The organism is Pseudomonas sp. SMN5, assembly GCF_052041925.1.
Lineage (GTDB): Bacteria > Pseudomonadota > Gammaproteobacteria > Pseudomonadales > Pseudomonadaceae > Aquipseudomonas.
Genome location: NZ_JBKGGX010000005.1, coordinates 207,175 through 222,976, shown reverse-complemented (window position 1 = coordinate 222,976; position 15,802 = coordinate 207,175). Strand labels below are relative to the sequence as shown.

The 15,802-nt window shown below is 60.2% G+C and carries 13 protein-coding genes; 7 read left to right on the top strand and 6 right to left on the bottom strand.

The annotated features are described in order from the left end of the window. Positions 1-1,416, bottom strand: coding sequence for an acetyl-CoA carboxylase biotin carboxylase subunit (locus tag ACLEJR_RS07445; protein ID WP_440794717.1), 1,416 nt, complete (start codon positions 1,414-1,416; stop codon positions 1-3). Between the two features lie 187 nt (positions 1,417-1,603). Here ACLEJR_RS07445 and ACLEJR_RS07440 point away from each other — a divergent pair, with 187 nt between their 5' ends. Continuing rightward, entirely contained in the window at positions 1,604-2,566 is a 963-nt protein-coding gene (locus ACLEJR_RS07440) for a LysR family transcriptional regulator (protein ID WP_440794715.1), read from the top strand. Here ACLEJR_RS07440 and ACLEJR_RS07435 read toward each other — a convergent pair. Both ACLEJR_RS07435 and hexR read right to left on the bottom strand, forming a co-directional pair. Continuing rightward, entirely contained in the window at positions 2,508-2,717 is a 210-nt protein-coding gene (locus ACLEJR_RS07435) for a PA3496 family putative envelope integrity protein (protein ID WP_440794713.1), read from the bottom strand. The two genes, ACLEJR_RS07440 and ACLEJR_RS07435, sit on opposite strands and share 59 nt — an antisense overlap. Positions 2,718-3,005: 288 nt before the next feature. After that, a complete protein-coding gene (hexR, locus tag ACLEJR_RS07430) occupies positions 3,006-3,872 on the bottom strand; it encodes a transcriptional regulator HexR (RefSeq protein ID WP_003187110.1) in 867 nt (288 codons plus the stop codon). 457 nt (positions 3,873-4,329) lie between these two features. Between hexR and ACLEJR_RS07425 the strand changes: the two genes are divergently transcribed. Then, a complete protein-coding gene (locus tag ACLEJR_RS07425) occupies positions 4,330-4,644 on the top strand; it encodes a hypothetical protein (RefSeq protein WP_440813036.1) in 315 nt (104 codons plus the stop codon). 57 nt (positions 4,645-4,701) lie between these two features. Here the strand turns inward: ACLEJR_RS07425 and ACLEJR_RS07420 are convergent, their stop codons facing one another. Beyond that, entirely contained in the window at positions 4,702-7,572 is a 2,871-nt protein-coding gene (locus ACLEJR_RS07420; protein WP_440813034.1) for an EAL domain-containing protein, read from the bottom strand. A gap of 260 nt (positions 7,573-7,832) precedes the next feature. On the opposite strand from ACLEJR_RS07420, the gene uvrD reads away from it, so the two are divergent. The 3 genes from uvrD (at position 7,833) to ACLEJR_RS07405 (ending at position 11,735) form a co-directional block, all read left to right on the top strand. Beyond that, positions 7,833-10,013: a DNA helicase II gene (gene uvrD / locus ACLEJR_RS07415; protein ID WP_440813032.1), complete on the top strand. Its 2,181-nt coding sequence runs from the start codon at positions 7,833-7,835 to the stop codon at positions 10,011-10,013. Positions 10,014-10,310: 297 nt separating this feature from the next. After that, positions 10,311-11,186: a Tim44 domain-containing protein gene (locus ACLEJR_RS07410; RefSeq protein ID WP_440813029.1), complete on the top strand. Its 876-nt coding sequence runs from the start codon at positions 10,311-10,313 to the stop codon at positions 11,184-11,186. 141 nt (positions 11,187-11,327) lie between these two features. Further along, entirely contained in the window at positions 11,328-11,735 is a 408-nt protein-coding gene (locus tag ACLEJR_RS07405; RefSeq protein WP_440794703.1) for an SMI1/KNR4 family protein, read from the top strand. A gap of 22 nt (positions 11,736-11,757) precedes the next feature. Here the strand turns inward: ACLEJR_RS07405 and ACLEJR_RS07400 are convergent, their stop codons facing one another. Further along, positions 11,758-13,521, bottom strand: a complete 1,764-nt coding sequence (locus tag ACLEJR_RS07400) for a cation:proton antiporter (RefSeq protein WP_440813026.1) — start codon at positions 13,519-13,521, stop codon at positions 11,758-11,760. 255 nt (positions 13,522-13,776) lie between these two features. Here ACLEJR_RS07400 and ACLEJR_RS07395 point away from each other — a divergent pair, with 255 nt between their 5' ends. Further along, entirely contained in the window at positions 13,777-14,265 is a 489-nt protein-coding gene (locus ACLEJR_RS07395) for an acyl-CoA thioesterase (RefSeq protein ID WP_440794699.1), read from the top strand. Between the two features lie 120 nt (positions 14,266-14,385). Here the strand turns inward: ACLEJR_RS07395 and pdxY are convergent, their stop codons facing one another. Then, positions 14,386-15,258, bottom strand: coding sequence for a pyridoxal kinase PdxY (pdxY, locus tag ACLEJR_RS07390; RefSeq protein ID WP_440813023.1), 873 nt, complete (start codon positions 15,256-15,258; stop codon positions 14,386-14,388). 119 nt (positions 15,259-15,377) lie between these two features. Between pdxY and ACLEJR_RS07385 the strand changes: the two genes are divergently transcribed. Beyond that, a complete protein-coding gene (locus ACLEJR_RS07385) occupies positions 15,378-15,800 on the top strand; it encodes a DUF3301 domain-containing protein (protein ID WP_440794695.1) in 423 nt (140 codons plus the stop codon). Positions 15,801-15,802 lie beyond the last annotated feature (2 nt).

The following is a 15,802-nucleotide window of genomic DNA, read 5'->3' as shown; positions in this document are numbered from 1 at the left end:
TTACAGGCCTGCGTGGGCGGCAATGGCGGCGGCGATGGCCAGGGCCAGCTCTTCGGGTTTGCGCTTGATCGAGTAGTTGGTCAGTTCAGGGTGGCTTTCGACGAAGCTGGTGTTGAACTGGCCGCTACGGAATTCCGGATTGCGCAGGATTTCCTGGTAATACGCGGCGGTGGTCTTGACCCCTTGCAGCCGCATGTCGTCCAGGGCCCGCAGGCCACGGTCCATCGCTTCTTCCCAGGTCAACGCCCAGACCACCAGCTTCAGGCACATCGAGTCGTAGAACGGCGGAATGGTATAGCCGGTATAGATTGCCGTGTCGGTGCGCACGCCCGGTCCGCCGGGGGCGTAGTAGCGGGTGATCTTGCCGAAGCTGGGCAGGAAGTTGTTTTTCGGGTCCTCGGCGTTGATCCGGAACTGCAACGCAAAGCCACGGTGCACGATGTCCTCTTGCTTGACCGACAGCGGCAGCCCGGACGCAATGCGGATCTGCTCACGAACGATGTCGATCCCGGTGATTTCTTCGGTGATGGTGTGCTCCACCTGCACCCGGGTGTTCATCTCCATGAAGTACACCTCGCCCTCGGCGAGCAGGAACTCCACGGTGCCGGCGTTCTCATACCCCACGGCCTTGGCGGCGCGCACCGAGAGGTCGCCGATATAGGCGCGCTGTTCAGGGGTCAATTGCGGGCTGGGGGCGATCTCGATCAGCTTCTGGTTACGACGCTGGATCGAGCAGTCACGCTCGAACAGATGCACCACATTGCCGAAACTGTCACCCAGGATTTGCGCTTCGATGTGCTTGGGATTGACGATGCACTTTTCCAGGAATACTTCCGCCGAGCCGAACGCCTTGGTGGCCTCGGAAATCACCCGTGGGAAGGCCTGTTCGAGTTCTTCACGGCTGTTGCAGCGACGGATACCGCGACCGCCACCGCCGGAGGTGGCCTTGAGCATCACCGGGTAACCGATGCGGTCCCCTTCGCTGAGCGCTTCTTCGATGCCCGACACGTTGCCTTCGGTGCCCGGCGTGACCGGCACACCAGCCTTGATCATGCTGCGGCGCGCTTCGGTCTTGTCGCCCATGCGGCGAATGACTTCAGCCGCCGGACCGATGAATTTGATTCCGCGTTCGGCGCAGATGTCCGCCAGTTCGGCGTTTTCCGAGAGAAAACCGTAGCCGGGATGCAGGGCATCGCAACCGGTCTCCACCGCCAGGTTCACCAGCTTGCGCGGGTTCAGGTAACCGGCCAGCGGATCGGCACCGATGCTGTGGGCCTCGTCCGCACGCTTGACATGCAACGCATGCCGATCAGCGTCGGAATAGACCGCGACCGAGCGAATGCCCATCTCGGCGCAGGCGCGCACGATGCGAACGGCAATCTCACCGCGGTTGGCGATCAGGATCTTTTTTATCAATTGGAGGTTCCCTTGAGCCGGTGATACCACGACCTGGAGCCCAGGCCGACGCGTGACCAGATGTAACAATTGGTCGCACGTCCACACTAGTCCCGGCTAAGGATTAACAAAAATGAATATTTATTGGGTCGTGTATAAGCAAACCTTTATAGTTGGACCATCCGACGCGGTTCAGAGTACCTAGCGAATGCGTAAGTCATTGATGCGTATGACATTGCGGCAACTTCAGGTTTTCAATGAGGTGTGTGACCTACGGTCCTACAGCCGTGCGGCCGATGAAATGTCGCTCACGCAACCGGCCGTTAGCCTACAGATTCGATCCCTTGAAGAGCTGATCGGCCAGCCGCTGTTTGAATATGTAGGCAAAAAGCTCTACATGACCGAAGCCGCCGAAGCGTTGCAGCGGGCAAGCCGGGACATCTTCGGGCGCCTGGAAAACCTCGATATGCAACTCTCGGACATGCAGGGTTCGCTGCAGGGCCAGCTGAAACTGGCAGTGGAATCCAGTGCCAAGTATTTCGCCCCGCACCTGTTCGCCGCGTTCAAGCGCCAGCACCCGGAGGTGAACCTGAGCCTCACGGTGGTCAATCGCGGCCAGGTCATTCGACGGCTCTCGGACAACCGCGATGATCTGGTGATCATGTCCATGGTGCCTCAGGACATGGGTCTGGAATTCCTACCGTTTCTCAACAATCCCATCGTCGCCGTGGCGCCGCCCGACCATCCGCTGTCCCACATGCCCCCCCTGCGCCTGCAAGATCTGGAACCGTACACGCTGTTGCTGCGCGAACCGGGCTCGGGTACGCGGTTGGCCTGCGAAGAGTATTTCAAGGAGAAACGGGTGCATTTCACCCAGACCCTGGAGGTGGCCTCGGCCGAGGCCCAACGCGAGTGCGTGGTGGCGGGCCTGGGCGTGGCGCTGTTGACGCGCCACGCCGTGAGCCGTGAGTTGTCATCCGGCGCGCTCATCGAACTGCCGGTCGAGGAACTGCCGCTCTACCGCAGCTGGTGCCTGGTGCAGGCCCGGGCCAAGCGCTTGTCACCGGTGGCCCACGCTTTCCTGGCATTCGTGCGCGGCGAGCGCGCTCAGATCATTGGCCTGGTTGAGCGTTTCGACGGGAAGCCAACGGTGACGCCTGCCAGTAATTGAACTCGACCGCGTCAGGAAATTCGCTGATTTCTGCCAGAAGCTGACGCTGCTCATAGCGGTCTTCGATCGCACGACGGAACGCCATGCGGCGCTGGTCTTCTTGCTGACGGCGGGTTTTGACGGCGCTGCGTTCTTCGTAGGACTGGGTCATGTCGAGACTCCCAAGACGTATACGGGAGCTTTACGATGCAGGCGTGGGATGACCGTTTGGCGGCGCATGGGTTACAGAACGATGAATTCAGGGATGAGATTTTGAAGGGATAAAACTGTGGCGAGTGGATTTATCCCCGCTGGGCTGCGAAGCAACCCTCATCCGAGAACGCCACACCTACAAATATGTACACCGGAGAAAAGCTTGGGACTGCTGCGCAGTCCAGCGGGGATAAATCCCCTCGCTACAGAGCAAGCTCCCTCGCCACAGAACCTCTGCCTTCGGGACTCAGTCGTCCAGCGCCTTTACCGACTTGGGCGACAACCGCAGGCTGCGCAGGCTGCGCTTGACGCTCTTGAGGTGGTTGACCAGGCTCGGGCCGCGCGCCATGGCGACGCCCATTGCCAGGACGTCGATGACCACCAGATGCGCGATGCGTGAGGTCAGCGGCGTGTAGATCTCGGTGTCCTCATGCACGTCGATGGCCAGGTTCACCGTGGAGAGCTCGGCCAGTGGCGTCTGGCTCGGGCACAGGGTGATCAGCGAGGCCCCACTCTCACGCACCAGGTTGGCGGTGATCAGCAAGTCCTTGGAACGTCCCGACTGGGAAATACAGATCGCCACGTCGGTAGGCTTCAACGTGACCGCCGACATTGCCTGCATGTGCGGATCGGAATAGGCCGCCGCTGTGAGCAGCAGCCTGAAGAACTTGTGCTGGGCATCGGCCGCTACCGCGCCGGAAGCACCGAAGCCGTAGAACTCGACCCGCTGGGCCTGGGACATCGCCGTCACGGCTTTCTGCAACGCCACCGGGTCGAGCTTCTCGCGAACCTCCATCAAGGTGTGCAGGGTGGTGTCGAAAATCTTCAGGCTATAGTCGGCGACCGAATCATCTTCATGGATCGCAAACTGGCCGAAGCTCGCCCCGGCCGCCAGGCTTTGCGCCAGCTTGAGCTTCAGGTCCTGGAAGCCAGAGCAACCGATGGCCCGGCAGAAACGCACGATGGTCGGTTCGCTGATGCCAACGCTGTGGGCGAGATCAGCCATGGAGCTGTGCATGACGGCCGCAGGGTCAAGCAGTACATGATCGGCAACTTTCAATTCCGATTTGCGCAGCAGGTGGCGTGACTGGGCGATGTGTTGCAACAGGTTCAAGGGGCTGGACTCTTGTTATTGGCAGGGGCCGGGATGTAGCAATCTTGTAGTTATACTACAAGAATTGGCATCTTGCCTGGTCAAAACGTAACTGGATGGGCTTGGCTACCCCTGGTTTTGGCGGGAAATGCGCCATGTAGCCACCTGCAGCGGCCTTGCGGACATATGAAAATCATCTGACGACAAATCTGGAATGTGGCCGACGGCTTTCGCATCCATGGGCGTAAGGATGCTGACGCGTCAAAGCCCCCGAGCCCACTCATCCGCCCAACTAGTGTTATTGAACACTAGTTGGTTTCCCAGACCGTACCCAAACTAAAAAATACAACTAACCCTAATAAGCCGAATACATACTATCTTTCAAATCCACGCACACCCTCGTCTTCCCTAATTAATTGCAGCCTCCTATATTGGTGACGCAGGACGCAATACCCACTCAATTACAGGAGTTACAAACATGACTATTAAAACCAAAAACTGGACCGCACAAATCGACCGCATGCCGGGCGCCGCCTCTTTCCGCGCGTTCGGCACCGTAGAAGTCCCCAACACCGGCGTTACGCCGACGCTGGTGCGAAGTGCACTACAAGACAAATCTTTTGACTTGCGACTGGAACTGAAGTTGGAGCACTCCAGCGATCCGTCGCTGCAAGTCATCACCGAAAAACACGTTGAATATGCCGTTGCAGGACAGTCGAATGTGACCGGTGTCAGTATCTTTTATCAGGGCGAGCTACTTCATCACATCGATGAAGTCATCATCACCCATTAATTAACACCTTGATCTTCCCACCGGACCGTCACGACACCTGGCGCTGCGGTGGGAAGTTCATTCCATGTACTGTTTCTGTAGCAACCGGACCAGCTCATCGGCCTCGACCGGGCGACTGATGAGGTAACCCTGCACCTCGTCGCATTGCTCGGCTTTCAGGAAGTCGAGCTGTTCGCGGCGCTCCACGCCCTCGGCCACTACCTTGAGCGACAACCCATGGGCCATCGTAATGATCGCCCGAGTGATCGCCGTATCCACGCTGCCCTCTTCCAGCCCGCGAATGAACGCCTGATCGATCTTCACGTAATCCACCGGGATACGCTTGAGGTAGCTCAAGGACGAATAACCGGTGCCGAAATCGTCGATTGCCAGCTTGACCCCGAGGTCACGCAATTGCTGGAACGTGGCGATGATGTGCTCCACGCTGTCGAGCAATTGGCTCTCAGTCAACTCCAGCTCCAGGTATTGAGGCGCCAGGCCGGTTTCTTCCAGCACTTGCCGCACCAGGCTGACCAGTTTGCCATGGCGTAGCTGATGCACCGACAGATTGACCGACACCCGGATGGGCGCAAGCCCTTGGCGCTGCCATTCGCAGGCCTGCCAACAGGCCTGGCGCAACACGAATTCGCCAATTGGCCCGATGAGCCCGGTTTCTTCGGCCAAACCGATGAAATCCCCCGGCGGGACCTGGCCCATGAGCGGATGCTCCCAGCGCACCAACGCCTCGACGGCGTTCAAGCGTCCGGTCGTCAGGCACAGCTTGGGTTGGTAGAAGACTTTCAACTGCTGCTCTTCGAGGGCCTTGCGCAGCTGATTTTCCAGTTGCAGGCGTTCCAGGGTACTGGCCTGGAGGCTGTCGGTGTAAAACTGGAAATTATCTCCACCCAGGTGCTTGGCATGCTGCATCGCCATGTTCGCCTGGCTGACCAGCGTGGACACTTCCCGTGCATTGTCGGGCAGCAGGCTGATGCCGATAGAGGCACTGACTACCAATTCGTGACCTTCGATGGTCACCGGCAAGCGCAACTTGGCCGACAGGCGCGTCGCTACCCTCGCCAGGCTGGAAAGGTTGCCATACGCATCGAACAATACCGCGAACTCATCGCCGGACAGCCGGGCGATAGTGTCCGCCTCGGGAAGCGCATTGATCAGGCGTCTGGCCATCTTCTGTAGTAACTGGTCGGCAATATCGTGACCGAGGCTGTCGTTGAGCAGCTTGAACCGATCCAGGTCGATATGCAGCAACGCCAGACTGCGCCGCCCGCCCTGACGTATCCGTTGGTGAGCCTCGTGGAGGCGCTCACGGAACAACGAGCGGTTCGCCAGGCCGGTCAGCTCATCGTAATGGGTCAGATAGCGCATGCGCTCTTCGGAGGCGCGCCGCGCCGAAAGATCAGCAAAGAAGCCCACGATATGGCTGATATTTCCCCGACTATCGCGCACCACATTCAGTTGCAACCATTGCGGGTACAACTCGCCATTGGCTCTGGCTTCCACCAGTTCACCCTGCCAGGTGCCGTGTTGCTTGAGCGATTGACGGATGATCGGGTAGTGTCGGCGCGCATCGCGACTGCACGGCAGGTCGACCACGTTGCGACCCAGCATGTCATCGATATTGAAACCGGTCACCCGGGTGAACGCCTGGTTGGCGGCCAGTAATGCATAGTTGGGGTCAAAGATCACGATGCCTTCGCTGGCGGCTTCAAACACCGTGGCTGCCAGTTGTCGTTGCTGTTCGAGTTCTTTAGTGGCACTGATGTTGCGCCGGGTACCGACCATGCGCAGCACCCGTCCGCTGGCACTGCGTTCCACCGCACGGCCGCGGTCTTCGATCCATACCCAATGCCCGTCGCCGTGGCGCACCCGATATTCGATCTGGTAATCCTCGCTGCGGCCCTTGAGGTGTTCGACCAACGCCCGCTTGAGCACCGGCAGGTCCTGAGGATGCAGGCGCGGAGTCAGGTGGCCGAGCATCGCCGTGACGTATTCGGGCTCCAGGCCGAACAGCTCCTTGAGTTGAGTGTGATGAACCTCGTCCGTCTGCAGGTTCCAATCCCACAGCCCCAGCTCACTGGCCTTGAGGGCCAAGGCCAGGCGAGCCTCGCTTTTGCTCAGGGCCTGGCTGGCCACCTCCAGCGCCTGGCCGCGCTGGGCCACTCGGGCCTCCAGGCCGGCCTGGGCGGCGCGCAACTGGTCTTCGGCGTTACGACGCTGCTCGACTTCCCGTGCGAGTGCCTCGTTGAGCTGCGCGCTGCAGGTTTGCGCCTGCTGCAAATGCTCGATCAACGCCTGGTTCTGGAACCGCCGCAGCATGCCACTGCGTATCAACCGGTTGACTTGCCAGGCCACTACGCTCAACGAAACCAGCACCACCAGCCCGAGCCAGCCCCACCCCCGCTGCTGCTCGTCATCGCCCCAGAACAGATAGAGAATGGCCGGCAACAGGCAGGGCAAGGTAAATGACAGGAACGCCGGCAGACTCACCGCATAGGCAACGCTGGCCGACAAGGTAGCGGCCCCGATCAGCCCGAACACCCAGGCCTGTTGCTGGAAGCTGTCGGCCGGAACCAGAGCGATGCCGGCCCCGGCCAGTGTCAGTCCGGTTAGCGCGGAGCCAAGCAAGAACATGCGCAGCCAGATGGGCTGTGCCTGGCGACTGGGAATCGCCGAATCGAACGCGGCGACCTGAATCACCCGCAACGCGACCAGCGACAGCAACCAGACAAGCCAGACACTCACCAGGAAATAGCGCCGCGGCTCCCAAAGCAGCGCGGCACAAACCAGGCCGTTGATCAGCATGAACAGCGTAGGCAACAGAGAGCCTTGATACAGCAGACGCGTGCGTTCGACCGCCATCTGCGTGGCGTACTGCTTGTAGATGACCCGCGGTTCCACACAAGGGCCCGCCGGATCGGGATTGAGCGTCATTGGCACTGTTGTTGTTCTTATTCAGCGAGGCGTGGAGAACCCGAACATGCAGCGAGCATACACAAGCCATAGGCCATCCCACACTGTCCTGGCTCATAAAATCAGCGAAAAAAGTCACAATTTCCGTTGCTATAACGCCTCCAAGCGAGGCCCACCGATGCCTGTAGGCCATGACCAACCGGTCATCAACAAACGGTCTTTTATCGGCTGGTGCAAAGCTCGGTTTGCCCGGGGTGACTTCGACACCCTAGAATGCCCCGATGCGCGATGATCTCTCCCTTCTGCTGAATTCCCTCAACGATGCCCAACGTCAGGCCGTAGCCGCCTCCGTGGGTCGTCAGTTGGTCCTGGCCGGTGCCGGCTCCGGTAAGACCCGAGTGCTGGTGCACCGTATCGCCTGGTTGATCCAGGTCGAGAATGCCTCGCCCCATTCGATCCTGTCGGTGACTTTCACCAACAAGGCCGCTGCCGAGATGCGTCATCGCATCGAGCAACTGATGGGCCTCAACCCTGCCGGCATGTGGGTCGGTACATTCCACGGCCTGGCGCACCGCCTGCTGCGGGCACACTGGCAGGAAGCCGGTCTGAGCCAGACCTTCCAGATCCTCGACAGTGATGACCAGCAGCGCCTGGTCAAGCGAGTGATCCGCGAGCTGGGGCTGGACGAGCAGCGCTGGCCGGCGCGCCAGGCCCAGTGGTTCATCAACGGACAGAAGGACGAGGGGCTGCGCCCGCAACACATCCAGGCCAGCGGTGATCTGTTCCTGGCAACCATGCGCAGCATTTACGAGGCCTACGAGGCTGCCTGCCAGCGCGCCGGCGTCATCGACTTTTCCGAGTTGCTGCTACGTGCGCTGGACCTGTGGCGTGACCACCCAGGCTTGCTGGAGCACTATCAGAAGCGCTTCCGGCATGTGCTGGTGGACGAATTCCAGGACACCAACGCCGTGCAATACGCCTGGTTGCGCCTGCTTGCCAAGGGCGGCGACAGCCTGATGGTGGTGGGTGACGACGATCAGTCGATCTATGGCTGGCGCGGTGCCAAGATCGAGAATATCCACCAGTACTCCGCTGACTTTCCCGACGCCGAAGTCATCCGCCTGGAACAGAACTACCGCTCCACCGCCGGTATCCTCAAAGCCGCCAACGCCTTGATCGCCAACAACACCGGACGCCTGGGCAAGGAGCTGTGGACCGACGGTGGCGACGGCGAGGCGATCAACCTCTACGCCGCCTTCAACGAACACGATGAAGCCCGCTATGTGGTGGAAACCATCGAGAGCGCGCTGAAAACCGGCCTGGCCCGCAGCGACATTGCCATTCTGTATCGCTCCAACGCCCAGTCGCGGGTGTTGGAAGAGGCCTTGCTGCGCGAGCGGATCCCTTATCGCATCTACGGCGGCCAGCGCTTCTTCGAGCGCGCCGAGATCAAGAACGCCATGGCCTACCTGCGTCTGATCGAAGGTCGCGGCAACGATGCGGCCCTGGAACGAGTCATCAATGTGCCGACCCGGGGCATTGGCGAGAAGACCGTCGAAGCCATTCGCGATCACGCACGGCACAGCCATGTGTCCATGTGGGAGGCCATGCAGCAGTTGGTTGCCAACAAAGGGCTGACCGGCCGCGCAGCCGGTGCGCTGAAGGCGTTCATGGAACTGATCGAGGACCTGGCCACCAAATGCAGGGAAATGCCCCTGCATTCTATGACCCAGACCGTCATCGAGCAGTCCGGGCTGATCGCCTACCACGAAGCGGAAAAAGGCGAGAAAGGCCAGGCCCGGGTGGAAAACCTTGAGGAACTGGTCAGCGCCGCACGCAACTTCGAGAACACCGAAGAAGACGCCGACCTGTCGCCATTGGCTGCCTTCCTTGGCCACGCCTCCCTGGAAGCCGGCGACACCCAGGCTGACGAGCATGAAGACAGCATCCAGCTCATGACTCTGCACAGCGCCAAGGGCCTGGAATTCCCCTACGTATTCCTGGTGGGCATGGAAGAAGGTCTGTTTCCGCACAAGATGAGCCTGGAAGAACCGGGACGCCTGGAAGAGGAGCGACGATTGGCCTATGTCGGCATCACCCGCGCCATGCAGAACCTTGTGCTGACTTATGCCGAAACCCGACGCTTGTATGGCAGCGAGACCTACAACAAAGTGTCGCGCTTCGTACGTGAAGTGCCGAAAGGCCTGATCCAGGAAGTGCGTTTGTCCAACAGTGTCAGCCGTCCGTTCGGCGGCCAGCAGCAAGGCACCAGCAGCCTGTTCGGCGGCAGCGACATCCCGGAAACCGGCTTCAGCCTCGGCCAGGCCGTGCGCCATTCGGTATTCGGCGACGGCGTGATCCTCAACTTCGAAGGCGCCGGCGCGCAGGCCCGGGTGCAGGTCAACTTCAGCGAAGGCAGCAAGTGGCTGATGCTGGGGTATGCCAAGCTCGAGGCAATCTAGAGATTTGTGTAGACCCTGTGGGAGCGAGCCCGCTCGCGATTGCGCAGTAACAGTCAGCATCTCTACTGACTGACCCACCGCAATCGCGAGCAGGCTCGCTCCCACAATAAGGTTGCCCTCAGTTCTCCGACAGAACTAATCCCTCTTTCCTACAGCCCAAAGCGAACAAGCCCTCTTGCGCGATTGAAGCTGAACCTGAGCTGTCACGCAAAAGCCCGAAACACTCTGCCGCTAGCCAGCAACAGTTCAGCTGTGCAACATGGCGCGCGTGCTATCCACAAATGGGAATGCCTTTATATGAAACGTTTTCTTAGCATCGCCATGGCGTTGTGCATCGGCCTGACGATGGCCATCGACGCCAATGCCGCCAAGCGCTTTGGCGGTGGTAAAAGCTCGGGCGCCGCTCCGACTCACCAGACCAGCCAGATGGCGCCGTCCTCTGCCGCCGGTTCCACTGCGGCCACCGCAGGCGCGGCCGGTGCCGCCGGCGCCGCTACCAAGGCCAGCGGTGCTTCGCGCTGGCTCGGCCCCCTGGCCGGCATCGCCGCCGGTGGCCTGCTCGCCTCCATGTTCATGGGCGACGGCTTCCAGGGCATGCAGATCTTCGACATCCTGATCATGGCGGTCATCGCCTTCATGGTCTTCCGCTTCATTGCCGCTCGTCGCCGCAAGCAGCAGGAGCAGTTCGCTCCGGCCGGTCACGCGCCGATGCAGCGTGAAGTGTTCAACCAACAGCCAGCCAGTGGTTCGATCTTCGGTGGCTCGCCAGCCACTGCTGCCGCCCGGCCGGTCATCAACGCGCCCGCCTGGTTCAACGAACAACGTTTCATCGAAGCTGCCCGCAGCCACTTCATGGCCCTGCAGCAACATTGGGACGCGAACGAAATGGACAAGATCGCCGAGTTCGTAACCCCGCAACTGCTGGAGTTCCTCAAGCGCGAGCGAGCTGAGCTGGGTGACGGTTTCCAGTCCACCTACATCGACAACCTGCACGTGCAACTGGATGGCGTCGACGATCGCGCCGACAAGACCATCGCCACCCTGACCTTCAGCGGTGTGTCGAAAGACTCTCGCTTCGACAAGGGCGAGGCGTTCAGCGAAAGCTGGAACATGGAGCGTGTCCAGGGCGATGACCAGCCTTGGCTGGTGGCCGGTATCCGTCAAAACGGTTGAACCTTCGCCGGTTTCGCATGTTGAAATAAAAGAACCCCGGCCCAGGCCGGGGTTTTCTATTTCGCGGTTGCATCTATAGCGAGCTACTGTATAAACCGCTGCATTGTGAAACCGCGCCATCGAGAGAGAGGATCCCCGGACGTGGAAGAAATCATCGAACAACTACGTGAAGCCAACGAGCCCGTACCGGTTCCGCTGGAATTGCCCGACGAAGACCTGCTGGTAGAGATCGAAGAGCAATTGTTCATCGACATCCCATTTGTCTTCAGGGAATTCCTGCTGACTGTCAGCGACGTGGTCTATGGCAGCCTGGAACCCGTGACCGTCACCGATCCGCAGTCCCACACCTACCTGCCGGAGGTGGCGGCCAATGCCTGGGATGCCGGGGTCGACCGCAGCCTGATCCCGATCTGCCAGGACGGCGACGATTACTATTGCGTCGAAGAAGACGGCACCGTGGTGCTGTGGCAAGCAGAAGAAGAACTGATTGCGCAAGAGACCTGGGAGTCGGTCTGGCACTGGGCCCGGGACGTCTGGCTGGAAAGCTGACCCCGCCGGCGCCCGTCCTCGGTCAATGCCCGGACGACTCCTTGTGGTTGTCCAGGGTTTCGAGCAAGGCCACCTGCATCCGCGTGTGCAGGCGGATGAGCCAACGCCAGAGCAGCGCCGCCACGCCTGCTGCCACCACCGCAATCAACACCAGCAACTTGTTGGTCGGCAGAATACTGGCCGACAGGGCGGCCAGTAGCAGGAAAATCACCAGCAGCGAGAGGATAGGGATCACTTCGGCAATGACCCGACGCACGCGCTGGGTGTGGCGGCCCGCCATTTCTGGTGTCACGCCCATTTCCGCCAGCAGCATCGACAGCGCCTTGAGCTTACGATAAGCGGCAATCAGGAACGCAAGCGACAGCAGCAACGCCCCACCCCAGATCAAAGCCTTCTGCCAGCTCGGTTCGCTGATCCACCCGCTTAGATAGGCGGATATCCCCTCGGCGAAATAGCCGCCCGAGACAAAAATCGCGATCACTAGCGCCAGGTTGACGCCGACCTGCAACAGGATACGCCTGATCATCGAGGCCACCATCGCGCCCTCGCCTTGCGGCTGGATGCTGCGCAACCATTCGCCGTACATTCCCAGCACCCGGGTCAGCCGTTGCGGCATCGCCGACGCCAACCGGACGGACAGCGGATCGGCGGCCCGGATTAAGTAGGGTGTCATTAGAGTGGTCAGCACCGAGACGGCGACCGCGACGGGGTAGAGAAAATCGCTGGTGACCTGCAGCGTCATCCCCAGCGAGGCGATGATGAAGGAAAATTCTCCAATCTGCGAAAGCCCCATCCCTACGCGGAGTGAGGTACGTCCGTCATTACCGGCGATAAAGGCACCAAGGCCACAGGACACCATCTTGCCAAGCACCACTGCACCAGTGATCACCGCGATCGGCCAGGCGTACTGCAGCAAAATGGCCGGATCGAGCATCAGCCCGATGGCGACGAAGAATATCGCGCTGAACAGGTCACGGACCGGCTCCACCAGCCGCTCGATCTTCAACAACTGCCGGGATTCGGCCATGATCGCGCCGATCAGGAATGCCCCCAGCACCATGCTGTATTCGAGCTTCACCACCAGCAGACAGAAGCCGAAGCATAGGCCCAGCACGGTGATCAACAGCATTTCGTTGCTGTCGAACTTCGCCACGTAGGCCAGCAGCCTGGGCACCAGCAAAATGCCGATGACCAGCGCGACAATCATGAACAGCGACAGCTTGCCGACGGTGGAAAATACCTCGCCCGAGCTCACCGTGCCACTGACTGCAATGCTAGACAGCAAGGCGATGATGCCGATGCCCAGGATGTCCTCGACGATCAGCACACCGAAAATCAGCTGGGCGAAGCGCTCGTTCTTCATCTTCAAGTCGTTGAGGGCCTTGACGATGATGGTGGTCGAGGAGATCGCCAGGATGGCGCCGAGGAACAGCGAGTCCATGGTGCTCCATTCAAACCAGCGGCCAATCTCGTAGCCGATCCATATCATCAGCACGATCTCGAGAAACGCCGCGATGAACGCCGTGGCCCCGACCCGAAACAGTTTGCGCAGGCTGAATTCCAGGCCCAGGCAGAACATCAGGAAAATCACCCCGAGCTCGGCCAGCGTCTTGATCGTATCCTCGTCGTGGATGAAACCGAACGGTGGGGTGTGCGGGCCGATGAGGAAGCCCGCGACGATATAGCCCAGTACCACCGGTTGCTTGAAGCGATGAAACAGAACGGTCACCAGCCCCGCGGCGATCATGATGATTGCCAGGTCTTGTATGAAGCTGATGGCATGCATGTAGGAAGCTCCCTGTTCGGTGGCGTAGCGCCGACTTGAAAAGTCCGTTTCCTTCGTAGGAAATGCCCTCAAGATGGGCTTTTGCAGGGTAACACCGCGACTTCCGACAAAAAGTCGATGCAATATATGGAAACAGATCCACCGAGGCGTGACGGCAACTACAAGCGCAGCGTCCCCGATATCGGTGGTTTATAGAACCCAGCGCCCGCAGAGGCGCCCTTCCCTGAAATTGCTGCCTTGAACCGTGAGAACGCTATGGAACCTGGAAACGCCCAGCTGTCGATGACGGTGTTGATGACCCCCGATATGGCCAACTTCTCTGGCAATGTCCATGGCGGCACCTTGCTCAAATACCTCGACGAAGTCGCCTACGCCTGCGCCAGCCGCTACGCCGGGCGCTACGTGGTGACCCTGTCGGTCGACCAGGTGATTTTCCGGGAGCCGATCCATGTCGGCGAGCTGGTGACCTTCCTGGCGTCGGTGAACTACACCGGCAATACGTCGATGGAAGTGGGCATCAAGGTCGTCACCGAAAATATTCGCGAGCGCTCGGTACGCCACACCAACAGCTGCTTCTTCACCATGGTCGCGGTGGACGACCAGCGCAAACCCGCCCCCGTCCCGCCCTTGCAGCCACAGAACAGCGAAGAGAAACGCCGCTACAAACAGGCGCAGCAGCGCCGGCAGATTCGTCAGGAACTGGAAAAGCGCTATCAGGAAATCAAGGACGACGGGGTCAACTGATCAACGCAATTCAAGATGTGGAAGCGAGCCTGCTGGCGATGAAGGTGTCACAACCCACGACAATATCGGCCATGACAACGCTAACGTGAGCAGGCTCGCTCCCACAGGGTGTGCTGTCGATCAGAGGCTGATCGGCACTGCCTCGAACCGGACCCGTGGATGGGCGATACGGTCCTGGGCGCGCACCAACTCCAGCTCGTAACTGGCGCAGGCCTGGGTTTCGAGCAGCACTTCGTGCACCGCTGCGGCGGTGAACTCAAACGCCGCCACCAGGCTGTCCCCCAAAAGTATCCGCGCCAGGAACAACCCCGACGTCAGGTCACCCACGCCCACCGGCTGACGGGGGAAGGCCAGCAGCGGACGGCGCAGATGCCAGCTGCCATCGGTCGTCACCAGGAGCATTTCGAAACTGTCTTCGGGCTTGCCCGGATAAGCCAGATGCTTGACCAAAACCGCCTTCGGTCCGCGCTGCAACAGAGCTCGGGCCATCGCCAGGCAATCCAGTAGCGACTGCGCCTTGCGTCCCGAGAAGCTGTCCAGCTCCAGTTGATTCGGGCACATGAGGTCTGCCACGGCTGCAGCTTCGTCCAACAGAAAGTCACTGACCTCAGGCGCCACGATGCAGCCCTTCTCCGGGTGCCCCATGACCGGGTCACAGAGGTACAGCGCCCTTGGATTGGCCGCCTTGATTCGCGCCACGCCCGTCAGGATCGCTCGTCCCTGGGCGGCGCTGCCCAGATAGCCGGATAGCACCGCATCGCAGTTACCCAGCTCACCGATTGCCGCGATCCCCTCCACGAGCGCAGGGATCTGCTCAGGAGCAAGTACCTCGCCGGCCCACTGGCCGTATTGCGTATGGTTGGAAAACTGCACCGTATTGAGCGGCCACACGTTCACCCCGAGCCGTTGCATCGGGAAAACGGCAGCGCTGTTGCCGGCGTGACCGAATACCACATGGGACTGGATGGCAAGCAGATGAGGTGTGCGCTTCATGCGGGACATTTCCGTAAAACGATTGAAATTCAAGCCGCGCAGTATGCGACTAAACGCAGCCTGTACGACAGACCGGCGAGACAGTTAAGCTGACAACAACTTGTTGGAGCACTTCGTTCATGCTGACCCTTGGAAACATTTTCGTGCTGATGCTGCTGGCTACCGGCGGCGCCTGGCTGTGGCACAACCATGGTTTGCGCGAGCGTGCATTGGCGAGGGTCATGCAGCACTGCGTCAACCTGAAGATCGAATTGCTCGACGGCAACGTGGCGCTGAAAAAGATCGGTTTCGTGAAGGACGCTCATGGGCGACGGCGCCTGGCACGGGTCTACAATTTCGAGTTCACCGTCACGGGTGAAACCCGCCACACGGGCACCATCACTCAGTTTGGCGCCCACAGCGCGCAAATCGAACTGGCCCCCTACCCGATGCCCTTCGAAGAAACCCCGCCAACACCGATCGAGCCGGTGCAGACCCGGCCCCGGGCGGAAGTCATCGAGCTGAGCCAGTGGCGCCAGGAGCATAACAAGTGGAAGTCCTGAAA

Bases quoted from the DNA above. Each gene is read 5' to 3' on its own strand.
- ACLEJR_RS07440 (WP_440794715.1), top strand. From the start codon at position 1,604: ATGCGTAAGTCATTGATGCGTATGACATTGCGGCAACTTCAGGTTTTC.
- ACLEJR_RS07435 (WP_440794713.1), bottom strand. From the start codon at position 2,717: ATGACCCAGTCCTACGAAGAACGCAGCGCCGTCAAAACCCGCCGTCAG.
- ACLEJR_RS07425 (WP_440813036.1), top strand. From the start codon at position 4,330: ATGACTATTAAAACCAAAAACTGGACCGCACAAATCGACCGCATGCCG.
- ACLEJR_RS07420 (WP_440813034.1), bottom strand. From the start codon at position 7,572: ATGACGCTCAATCCCGATCCGGCGGGCCCTTGTGTGGAACCGCGGGTC.
- uvrD (WP_440813032.1), top strand. From the start codon at position 7,833: ATGCGCGATGATCTCTCCCTTCTGCTGAATTCCCTCAACGATGCCCAA.
- ACLEJR_RS07410 (WP_440813029.1), top strand. From the start codon at position 10,311: ATGAAACGTTTTCTTAGCATCGCCATGGCGTTGTGCATCGGCCTGACG.
- ACLEJR_RS07400 (WP_440813026.1), bottom strand. From the start codon at position 13,521: ATGCATGCCATCAGCTTCATACAAGACCTGGCAATCATCATGATCGCC.
- ACLEJR_RS07395 (WP_440794699.1), top strand. From the start codon at position 13,777: ATGGAACCTGGAAACGCCCAGCTGTCGATGACGGTGTTGATGACCCCC.
- pdxY (WP_440813023.1), bottom strand. From the start codon at position 15,258: ATGAAGCGCACACCTCATCTGCTTGCCATCCAGTCCCATGTGGTATTC.
- ACLEJR_RS07385 (WP_440794695.1), top strand. From the start codon at position 15,378: ATGCTGACCCTTGGAAACATTTTCGTGCTGATGCTGCTGGCTACCGGC.